Origin of the sequence: Streptomyces sp. NPDC005820 (assembly GCF_040630255.1) — a bacterium.
Taxonomy (GTDB): domain Bacteria; phylum Actinomycetota; class Actinomycetes; order Streptomycetales; family Streptomycetaceae; genus Streptomyces.
In genome coordinates, this window is record NZ_JBEXXE010000012.1 from 115,086 (window position 1) to 124,008 (window position 8,923).

Genomic DNA, 8,923 nt, shown 5'->3' on the forward strand with positions numbered 1-8,923 from the left:
CGTCGTGCCGGTGGCGGTGTGGTCATGCCCTCGGCGCGGGTCGGTGTGTCGGTCGGGGAGGGTGCGGGGGACGTCGGGCCCGCCGAGCTTCCTCCGGCCTCGGGGGGGTTCCTCGCCAAGGCCGCGCTCGTCACCGCCGCGCTCTCGGTCGCCGGTTCGTTGCTCGGGCTGGTCCGGGATCAGGCGCTGGCGCGGCTGTTCGGGGCGGGCAGCGACACGGACGCCTTCCTCGTCGCGTGGACCGTCCCGGAGTTCGCGGCGACCCTGCTCATCGAGGACGGGCTGGCGTTCGCGCTGATCCCCGCGTTCAGCATGGCGCTGGCCCGCCGCTCCCAGGGCGCCCCCGGCGACCCGGTCCGCGCCCTGGTCGCCGGGACGCTTCCGCGGCTGTCGCTGGCGTTCGTCGCGATCGGTGCCCTGCTCGTCGGCATCGCGCCGCAGTTGGTGGGGGTGCTCGCCCCGGGGCTGCCCGACCCGGCGCTCGCCGTCGGCTGCACCCGGCTGACCGCGACCTGTGTGGTGAGCTTCGGGCTCGCCGGGTACTGCAGTGCCGCCCTGCGCGCGCACCGGCGGTTCGTGGCACCCGCGGCGATCTACGTGGCGTACAACGTCGGCATCATCACCGGGATGTTCGCGCTCGGCGGGCGGTGGGGGGTGCGCTCGGCGGCGGCCGGGGTCGCGGTCGGCGGCCTCCTCATGGTCGTCGTACAACTTCCGTCCCTGTTACGCCAGTTGAGGAAGCGGTCAGCGGCGCGGGAGGCCGCCGGGGAGGAACCGCGGCCGCTGGACACCGCGCTTCTGACCACCGTGCTGCTCTTCGCGCTGTGCCGGCAGTCGCAGGTGCTCATCGAGCGGTTCCTCGCCTCGAACCTGCCCGCCGGGGCGATCTCGCACCTCAACTACGCGCAGAAGGTCGCGCAGATGCCGATGATCCTGTCGGTGATGGTGTGCACGGTCACCTTCCCGGTGGTCGCGCGGGCGCTGGCCGAGGGGGACACCGAGCGGGCCCGGACCCGGGTGGAGCGGGATCTGTCGCTGGCCGCGTGCATCGTGCTGCTCGGCACCGCCGCCGTGGTGGCCTGCGCCCCGCAGATCATCGAGATCCTCTTCCAGCGGGGCGCGTTCACCGCCCGGGACACCGCCGCGACGGCCGGGGTGATGCGGGTGTACGCGCTGGGGCTGCTCGGCCAGACCCTCACCGGCGTCCTCGTCCGCTCCTACTTCTCGGGGGGCCGCGGCCGCTGGTACCCGGTGGGCGCGATGGCCACCGGGATCCTGGTGACCTCCGTCGTCGGGGCGCTCGGCGTCGGCCCCTGGGGGGTGTACGGGATCGCCGTCGCCAACGCGGCCGGCATCACCGTCACCGCGACGGTCCTGCTGGCCGGGACCGGCCCCCGCAGCGTCCCGCTGCGCACCCGGGCCGTGCTGCTCGAACTCGGCCGGCCGGTGCTCGCCGCCCTGTTCGCGACCGTGGCGGGCATCCTCGTCGCCGCCCGCTGCACGGGCACCCTCACGGGGCTCGTCGCCGGCGCTCTCACCGTGACCGCCGTCTTCGTCCTGCTGGGCCGGGCCCTGGGCGTCCAGGGCGTCGCCCGCGCACTCCGTTCCGTACGTTCCGCGACCCGGAGGCTCCCCCATGGCCGCTCCTGACCCCACCAGACGCAGCTCCGTCCCCTGGGTGGCGATGTACCACTCGGTGACCGAGGACCGCGCCGACGACCCGTACCGCGTCACGGTCACGCCCGAGCGGCTGGACCGGCAGCTGGCCTGGCTGGACCGGCGGGGCCTCAGGGGCGTCTCCATGACCGAGCTGCTCGCCGCGCCCACCTCCAGGGGACTCGTCGGCCTCACCTTCGACGACGGGTACGCCGACTTCCTCACCCACGCCCTGCCCGTCCTGCGCCGCCACGGCTGCACGGCCACCCTGTACGTGCTGCCCGGCCGGCTCGGCGGCGACAACGCCTGGGACCCGCTCGGCCCGCGCAAACCGCTGCTCACCGCCGACGGCATCCGGCAGGCCGCCGCCGAGGGCGTCGAGATCGGCTCGCACGGCCTCACCCACCTCGACCTCACCCGCGCCGACGACCCCACCCTGAAGGCGGAGACCGCCGGCAGCCGCGACGCCCTCGCCGACCTGCTGGGCACACCGCCCGCCGGCTTCTGCTACCCCTACGGCACGATCGACCGGCGGGCCGTGGACGCCGTGCGCGACGCCGGATACACCTACGCCTGCGCGATCGACCCCGGCCCGCTCACCGGCCCGTACGCCTTCCCGCGCGTCCACGTCGGCCAGAACGACACCTCCGCGCGCCTCTTCCTCAAGTACCGGCTGCACCCGCTGCGCCGCCGCCGGGTCGAGGCGGCGCGGTGAGGGTCCTGCACATCATCACCGGCCTCGGCGTGGGCGGCGCCGAGCAGCAACTGCGGCTGCTGCTGCCGCGGCTGCCGGCCGAGTGCGAGGTCGTGACGCTGACGAACCCGGGCGCGGTGGCCGAGGGGCTGCGGGCCGACGGGGTCCGGGTCGTCGACCTCGGGATGCGCGGCAACCGCGACCTGGCCGCGCTGCCCCGGCTGACGCGGATCATCCGCTCCGGCCGCTACGACCTCGTCCACACCCATCTCTACCGGGCCTGCGTCTACGGCCGCCCGGCCGCCCGGCTCGCCGGGGTGCGGGCGGTCGTCGCCACCGAACACTCCCTGGGCGACTCCCAGTTGGAGGGGCGACGGCTGACCGCCGGGGTCCGGGCGCTCTATCTCGCCAGTGAGCGCCTCGGCCACACCACGGTCGCGGTCTCCCCCGCGGTCGCCGGACGGCTGCGCGCCTGGGGCGTGGCGCCCGCACGGATCGCGGTCGTGCCCAACGGCATCGACCTGGCCCGGTTCCGCTTCGACCCGGCCGCCCGCGACCGCGCCCGCCGGCAGCTCGGTCTGCCGCCGGACGCGTACGTCGTCGGCGGCATCGGCCGGCTGACCGCGGGCAAACGCTTCGACGTCGCCGTCCGCGCCCTCGCCCGGCTCCCCGGAGACTGCCGGCTGCTGCTGGTCGGCGGCGGCCCGGAGGAGGACGCGCTGCGCCGCCTCGCCGGGGAGGCGGGCGTCGGCGACCGCGTCCTGCTCACCGGCGAACGCCCCTGTGTCCCCGACGGCACCCCCGGCCCCGCACTGCCGTCCCTCGTCTGCGCGATGGACGTGCTCGTGTCCCCGTCTCCCGAGGAGACCTTCGGGCTCGCGGTGGTCGAGGCGCTGGCCTGCGGACTACCCGTGCGCTACGCCTCCTGCCCCGCGCTCGACGGCCTCACCGCCCCCGGAGCCCGCAGGGTGACCGGCGGCACCGAGGAGTTCGTCCGCGCGCTCACCGAGGCCCGCGCCGCACCCCCCGGCCCGCGCACCGCGCCCGACGCGGCCCACCGCTACGACATCGCCCACAGCGCCGAACGGCTCATGGACGTGTACACGGCCGCCGTCACCGGACGGCCCCTGCCGTCCCCCGCCTCCTCCCCCGCCTCCTCCCCCGCCTCCTCCTCCGCTTCCCCGACATCCCAGGGAGTCAGTTCCCCATGACCGAGCACCCCCGACGCCGCTCCGCCCTCCGCCGCGCCAGGACGCTCCCGCCCTGGTCCCTGCTGGCCGCCGGAGCCGTCACCGGCGGCCTGATCGGCGGCGCGTACGGCGCCCTCACCCCGCCCGTGTACACGGCCACCGCCTATGTCGTCGCCGTCCCCACCGAGAAGTCCGACCCGGCGTCCGCCCTCGGCTTCGCGCAGGCCTACGGGCGGGTCGCGACCCAGCTCGCGGTGCTCGGGGACGCCGAGGCGGCGGCGGGCGTGCCGGCGCGCACGCTGCAGCGCCATGTGACGACGGCGACCTCGCCGGACGCCCCGATGGTCTCCATCACGGCCACCGCCCCGAGCGCCGACCTCGCCGCCGACATGGCCAACGCGGTCTCCCGCTCGCTGACCGCGCACGCGACGATCACCCGGAAGACCACCAACGTCGAACTCCAGCAGTTCGCACGCGCGGTCGAACCCACCGACCCGTCCTCGCCGTCCCCGGTGCTGACCTCCCTGGTGGGGACGAGCGCGGGCGGTCTGCTCGGCGGCCTCGCGCTGCTGGTACGGCCGCGACGGGAGCGGGAGACACCGGGCGCCCCGACCGCCGTACCGGGCCCGGCCGCGCGCGCCGCCGACTTCCATGGAGCACTGTGAAAACGCCGTACCGCACCGGCCCCGTCGCCGGACCCGTCGCCGACCCCACGACCGGACCCACCGCCGGACCCACCGGCGGACCCACCGGTGGGCTCGTCACCGAACTCCTCACCGAGGAGCGGGACTTCGCCGGGCTGGCGCCCGCCTGGGACCGTCTCTTCCAGCGATGCTCGACGGCCACCCCGTTCCAGAGCCACGCCTGGCTGCACTCCTGGTGGCTGTCCTACGGCGGACGCGGCCGACTGCGCCTGCTCGTGGTCCGCGAGGGCGCCGAACTCGTCGCCGTCGCCCCGCTGATGGCCGTCCGCCGCCCGGTGCCCTCGCTGGTGCCGCTCGGCGGGGCGATCTCCGACTACGGGGACGTCCTCGTCGACGACGGCCACGGCGAGCGTGCCGTCGCCGCGCTCACCGAGGGCCTCGCGTCGGCCGCCCGCACCGCGCTGATCGACTTCCGTGAGGTACGGCCGGGCGGCGCGGTCGAACAGGTCTACGAGCGCTGGCGCGGGCCGCGCCGACGGGTGGGCGACTCGATGTGCCTGGAGCTGCCGGCCCTCCCCATGGACGAGCTGGTCGCCCGACTGCCGTCGGCGAAGGCCCAGCGGGTGCGGGCCAAGCTGCGCAAGCTGACCGCGCTGGGCGTGGAGCGGCACGCCGTACGGCCCGACGAGGTGGACGCGGCGCTGCGCCGGCTCCTCGAACTGCACCGGCTGCAGTGGCAGGACCGCAAGGTGACCGGCGAGCATCTGCGGCCGCGCTTCTGCGAGCACCTGGTGCGCTCGGTCGGCCCGATGGTGCGCTCCGGGAACGCGGTGGTCACCGAGTTCCGGCTGGACGACGACGTGGTGGCCGTCGATCTGACCCTGCTGTCGCGCCGGCTCGCCGGCGGCTACCTCTACGGCGCCCATCCCCGGCTGCGGGAGCGCAAGGCGGACGTGGCGGTGATGCTGCTCGACGCGTGCGCCGAGCACACCCGCGACGGGGGGCGGGCGGCGCTGAGCCTGCTGCGCGGCGACGAACCGTACAAGCACCACTGGCGGCCCGAACCGGTCGTCAACCAGCGGCTGTTGCTGGCCCGGCGGCGCACCGCCCCGCTGCTGTCGGCGGTCGTCTGCGACGTGGCCGCCCGTCGGCGGGGCAAGGAACTGCTACTGCGCCGGGAGCGGCGGAAGGAGCGCGCCGGTGACGGGGGGACCTGACGGGGTCCCGCCCGCCCCCGTGGGTTCAGCGGGCGGGCGACCACCAGCCGAGCCGCAGACAGAGCCGGCCGCCGAGCCTGCTCTCGAGCCAGGCCCCGAGGGCGATCGGCGCACAGCCCGCCGGGGGCTGCGCGGACGCGGGCTCCCGGGTCGAGGCGTTGTCGGGGCTCTCGGGGTTGTCGGGGTTCGCCGGCCGGTCCGGGGTCCGGTCGTCCGCGCGGCCGAACAGGAGGGAGCGGTAGACCGCGGACGCCCGCGGGTTCCAGCGGCACTGCCACACCCCGTGCGGGCAGTAGTCGGTCAGCGTGTTGTAGACGGCTCCGTGCCGGTCCATCCAGTCGAGCATGCGGCGCATGTACTCCGCGTTGTCGCCGTTGCGGAACAGTCCCCATTCGGGGTACGAGACCGGCTTGCCGTGGGCCCGGGCGAAGTCGACGTGCTCCTGGAGGCCGAGCGGCTCGGACACCTGCTGGTCGAAGGAGAGTCCGGCCGGCTGGTCGTAGGCGTCCATGCCGATGATGTCGACCGTGTCGTCCCCGGGGTAGCACTCCGTCCACGGCACGGCGTCCTTGCCCCGGGTGGGCGTGAAGTCGAACCGGAACCGCTGGCCCGGCACCGCGCGCATGGCGGTGACGATCCGGTTCCAGTACGCCTTCCAGGCCTGCGGGTCCGGCCCGCAGCGGTGGGTGTACGTGGTGCCGTTCATCTCCCAGCCGAGCACGATCACCGTGTCCGGCACCCCGAGCCCGACCAGCCGCTCGGCGAGGGCGCGGAAGTGGTGGTCGAACTCCCCGGCCGCGCCCTCCTGGAGCAGGTCGCGCACCTCGGGGTCGGAGACGCCCTCCTCGTTGCGCTCCAGCATGGGCACGTTGAGGACGAGCATCCGGTCGTCCTTCTCCCGCCGCCAGTCCGCCCACACGTCGAGGAAGCCGGGCGGGCCCTCGATGTTGCGCCACTGATCACCCGGCAGATAGGTGTGCCCGACCCGCAGCTCGGCCCCGCCCAGCCAGGCACTGAGCTGCGCGATCCGGGCCACCCCCCGCGCACCGAAGTCGAGGTAGGCGCCGAAGGCGGGGGTGGGGGCGGTCGCCGGGGCGGGGGTCGTCGACGGGACGGAGGCGGGGGTGAGGGTGGGAGTGGGACTGGGAGTGGGGGTGAGGGTGGCCGGCGGGGTCGGCGTCGGGGCGGCGGGGGGTGTGGACTCGGTGCTCGTCGGGGCGGGGGGCGCGGTCTCCGCGGTCGTGGCGGCGGGCAGCGTCTGCTGCGTGCCGGAACCCTGCGGGGGCGCCGCCTGCGCGGTCTCGGCCGGCGTCGTGCCCGGCACCGGGACGGGGTCGGCCACGGCGGGTCCGGGGCCGGACGCCAGTACCACCGACACCGCGGCCGCCGTGGCGACGGCGAAGGCCCGCCGCCGGGACCGGGCGCGTCGCTGCTGTGAGGCCATGCCGGCTCCCTCTTCACTGCGGGGGATGAACTTGCCCTACTGATACGTAGTTATATGAAAGTCACACAAAAAGGTGTGCCGCCACCGCCGTTACGGCTTTCGAGTGCCCTGCTCGCCCGAACCGGTGACCCGGCCCCCACCACCACCCACCACCCACCACCACAGGAAGCGCAATGCCCGTGTCGCTGCTCGACACCCGCGTCCCCGCCGTACTGCTGCGGATCGACCGGAACCCCTTTCACCACGGAACACTCGGCGCCGTACGCTCGCTCGGCCGGGCCGGGATCGATGTGCACGTGGTCGCCGACGCGACGGGAAGCCCCGTGGGCAGGTCCCGTTTCGTACGCCAATTGCATCCCCCGCCGCCGCCCGGCGCCGCGCCCGCCGACATCGCCGCCGTACTGTTGCGCGTGGCCGCCCGCGTCGGACGGCCCGCCGTGCTGATCCCCATGGACGACGCGGGCGCGGTCGCCGTGGCCCGGCTGCGCGAGGAGCTGACCCCCGCCTATCTGCTGCCGCGGCAGCCCGGCGCACTGCCCGAACGGGTCGCCGACAAGGCCGAGTTGGCCGCGCTGTGCGCCGCGGCGGACGTGCCGCACCCCGAGACGGTGCTCCCCGACAGCGCCGAGCAGGCCGTCTTCGCCACCCGGCGCCTCGGGCTGCCGCTGGTGGCGAAGTGGAGCCGGCCCTGGCTGCTGCCGGCCGGCAGCGGACTGCGCAGCACGGTCGTGGTGCGCTCCGCCCATGACGCGCGGGAGCTGTATCTGCGCACCGAGGAAGCGGGCAGCCGGCTGCTGCTCCAGGCCTTCCTGCCGCCGGGCCCCGACCGGGACTGGTTCCTCCACGGGTACGCCGACCGCCGCGGGGCGCTGCGCGGCGGCGGGGCGGGGCGCAAGCTGTGCTCCTGGCCGCGTGGGGCCGGGCTGACGGCGGTGGGCGAGTGGACCGAGAACCCGCAGGTCGGCAGGCTCGCCGAACGGCTCGTCGGCACCCTCGGCTACCGGGGCGTCCTCGACCTGGACTTCCGCCGCTGCGGCCGTACCGGCGCCTACCACCTGCTCGACTTCAACCCCCGTCCCGGCGCGCAGTTCCGGCTCTTCGCCGACGCCGCCGGACTGGACGTCGTACGCGCCCAGCACCTGGATCTGACCCACCGTCCGCTGCCGGCCGGGGAGCCGCTGCCGGGGCGGACGTTCGTCGTCGAGAACTACGCACCGCTCGCCGCGCTGCGTCCGGCGCCGCAGGGCCGTGAACTGGCCTGGTACGCCGGGGACGACCCCGCCCCCGGACGGGCGATGCGGCGGCTGTGGTGCGCCCATGTCACCCGGCGCCTGCGGGACCGATTGCCCCGTTCCGTCCCACCGGGAACCCGGCCGGCCGCCGCCCGGCTCGGCCGGGTGCCCGCACCCGCGCCACAGCCCTCGGCGGAGCAGACGGACGACGAGAAGGCGGGGAGCCGCTGACGGGGCGTACGGGGGCCGTGCGGCGCGGGTGCCGGGCGCGAGGGCGTCCGGCACCCGGCGCGGTCATCGGCGGGACGCGGTCCGGCCTCGCCGGTACAGGATGGCGCCGCCCGTGATCAGCGCGGCACTGACGCCCGTGGCCGCCAGCATCGCCTCACTGCCGGTGTGGGACAGCTCCGGCGGCTTGTGGGGCGGGTAGGTGTGCGACGGCGGAGTCGTGTGCGGGGGCTGGGTGTGCGGCGGGTGGGTGTGGGACGACGGGGGCGTGTACGGCGGCTTGGTGTGCGGCGGGTGCGTGCCGTGGCTGGAGTCGTGTTCCCCGTGACCGGGGCCGCCGTTGTCGCCGTAACCCGGGCCTTCTTGTCCACCGTGACCGGGCTTGTCGTGGTCGTCGTGGCCCGGCTTGTCGTGGTCGTCATGGCCCGGCTTGTCATGGTCGCCGTGACCCGGCTTGCCGTGGTCGCCGTGGCCGGGCTTGCCGTGCTCGCCATGACCGGGCTTGTCGTGCTCGTCGTGGCCCGGCTTGCCGTGCTCGCCATGACCGGGCTTGTCGTGCTCGTCGTGGCCCGGCTTGCCGTGCTCGCCATGACCGGGCTTGTCGTGCTCGTCGTGGCC

Annotated in this window: 7 protein-coding genes and 1 pseudogene; 6 read left to right on the plus strand and 2 right to left on the minus strand. The window is 75.4% G+C overall.

All coding sequences use genetic code 11. The features are described 5' to 3' along the window. The first annotated feature begins 24 nt into the window (after positions 1–24). The 5 genes from murJ (at position 25) to ABZ464_RS16965 (ending at position 5,401) form a co-directional block, all read left to right on the plus strand. Positions 25–1,650: a murein biosynthesis integral membrane protein MurJ gene (murJ, locus tag ABZ464_RS16945; RefSeq protein WP_359277415.1), complete on the plus strand. Its 1,626-nt coding sequence runs from the start codon at positions 25–27 to the stop codon at positions 1,648–1,650. Beyond that, on the plus strand, positions 1,637–2,371 hold the full coding sequence (locus ABZ464_RS16950) for a polysaccharide deacetylase family protein (RefSeq protein WP_359277108.1): 735 nt from the start codon (positions 1,637–1,639) through the stop codon (positions 2,369–2,371). The genes murJ and ABZ464_RS16950 overlap by 14 nt, the downstream gene beginning before the upstream one ends. Further along, positions 2,368–3,561: a glycosyltransferase gene (locus tag ABZ464_RS16955; RefSeq protein WP_359277111.1), complete on the plus strand. Its 1,194-nt coding sequence runs from the start codon at positions 2,368–2,370 to the stop codon at positions 3,559–3,561. The genes ABZ464_RS16950 and ABZ464_RS16955 overlap by 4 nt, the downstream gene beginning before the upstream one ends. Further along, the gene (locus ABZ464_RS16960) at positions 3,558–4,205 is read left to right on the plus strand and encodes a lipopolysaccharide biosynthesis protein (protein WP_359277114.1); all 648 of its coding nucleotides are present in this window, start codon (positions 3,558–3,560) and stop codon (positions 4,203–4,205) included. The genes ABZ464_RS16955 and ABZ464_RS16960 overlap by 4 nt, the downstream gene beginning before the upstream one ends. 134 nt (positions 4,206–4,339) lie before the next feature. After that, positions 4,340–5,401: a GNAT family N-acetyltransferase gene (locus tag ABZ464_RS16965; protein WP_359277418.1), complete on the plus strand. Its 1,062-nt coding sequence runs from the start codon at positions 4,340–4,342 to the stop codon at positions 5,399–5,401. A gap of 25 nt (positions 5,402–5,426) precedes the next feature. On the opposite strand, the gene ABZ464_RS16970 is transcribed toward ABZ464_RS16965, so the two are convergent. Next, positions 5,427–6,845, minus strand: coding sequence for a glycosyl hydrolase (locus tag ABZ464_RS16970; protein ID WP_359277116.1), 1,419 nt, complete (start codon positions 6,843–6,845; stop codon positions 5,427–5,429). A 173-nt stretch (positions 6,846–7,018) separates the two neighbouring features. Here ABZ464_RS16970 and ABZ464_RS16975 point away from each other — a divergent pair, with 173 nt between their 5' ends. Further along, on the plus strand, positions 7,019–8,308 hold the full coding sequence (locus ABZ464_RS16975; RefSeq protein WP_359277118.1) for an ATP-grasp domain-containing protein: 1,290 nt from the start codon (positions 7,019–7,021) through the stop codon (positions 8,306–8,308). A 63-nt stretch (positions 8,309–8,371) separates the two neighbouring features. Here the strand turns inward: ABZ464_RS16975 and ABZ464_RS16980 are convergent. Further along, positions 8,372–8,923 (minus strand): annotated as a pseudogene (locus ABZ464_RS16980) (hypothetical protein); the annotation flags it as partial.

Coding starts and splice junctions, on each gene's coding strand:
- ABZ464_RS16960 (WP_359277114.1), top strand. CDS start 3,558: ATGACCGAGCACCCCCGACGCCGCTCCGCCCTCCGCCGCGCCAGGACG.
- ABZ464_RS16950 (WP_359277108.1), top strand. CDS start 1,637: ATGGCCGCTCCTGACCCCACCAGACGCAGCTCCGTCCCCTGGGTGGCG.
- murJ (WP_359277415.1), top strand. CDS start 25: ATGCCCTCGGCGCGGGTCGGTGTGTCGGTCGGGGAGGGTGCGGGGGAC.
- ABZ464_RS16975 (WP_359277118.1), top strand. CDS start 7,019: ATGCCCGTGTCGCTGCTCGACACCCGCGTCCCCGCCGTACTGCTGCGG.
- ABZ464_RS16970 (WP_359277116.1), bottom strand. CDS start 6,845: ATGGCCTCACAGCAGCGACGCGCCCGGTCCCGGCGGCGGGCCTTCGCC.